The following is an 860-nucleotide window of genomic DNA, read 5'->3' on the forward strand; positions in this document are numbered from 1 at the left end:
CGTCGATATAATTTCATTTACTGTACTGTAATATTAAGAATTATGGTACAATTCAAACAAGGAATGGAGGAGAAATATATGAACGTTATACAATTAAAAGAAGATAAGTTTAGAGAAGCATTACGTTTATCAGAATATGCTTTTCAATATAAAGCAAATGAAGAATCGGTAGAGCAGAAAATTACACGAATGAAGGAAAGTCATCAAATATACGGTATTATGGAAGGAGAAGAGTTAGCTGCAAAGTTGCACTTAATTCCTTTTCATATTTACATAGGAAAAGAAAAGTTTAAAATGGGCGGCGTTGCGGGGGTAGCGACGTATCCGGAATATAGAAGAAGTGGATATGTAAAAGAGTTACTTCAGCATTCACTGCAAACTATGAAAAGAGATGGATATAGTGTATCGATGTTACATCCATTTGCCGTTTCATTTTACCGTAAATACGGCTGGGAACTTTGTGCGAATCGCCTTACATGTCATATGACGAAGAGCGATTTAGTTATGAAAAAACAAGTGAATGGTACTGTGAAACGATTCAATAAAGAAAATCACCCAGAAGAGGTCGAGAAGATCTATGAAACATTTGCAGAACGTTTTTCTGGTATGTTAGTTCGAGGGTCTAAATGGTGGCTACAAGCGGTATATCATGAATTAACATTGGCAGTTTACTATGATGAAAATAAGAATGCAGCTGGTTACATTTTATACAAAATAGAGAATTCTAAAATGACAGTAGAAGAATTTGTCCCATTACATAATGAAGCGAGAAATGGCCTTTGGAATTTCATTTGCCAACATGATTCTATGATAAAAGATTTAGAAATGATACTAAGTGAGACAGAACCACTTCTTTACAC

The 860-nt window shown here is 34.3% G+C and carries 1 protein-coding gene; it reads left to right on the forward strand.

Translation table 11 applies throughout. The features are described from left to right. Positions 1-78: 78 nt before the first annotated feature. A partial coding sequence (locus AC1DTM_RS29230; protein ID WP_477001572.1) for a GNAT family N-acetyltransferase occupies positions 79-860 on the forward strand: 782 nt, incomplete at its 3' end.

This window comes from Bacillus sp. P4_D3 (genome assembly GCF_056401855.1).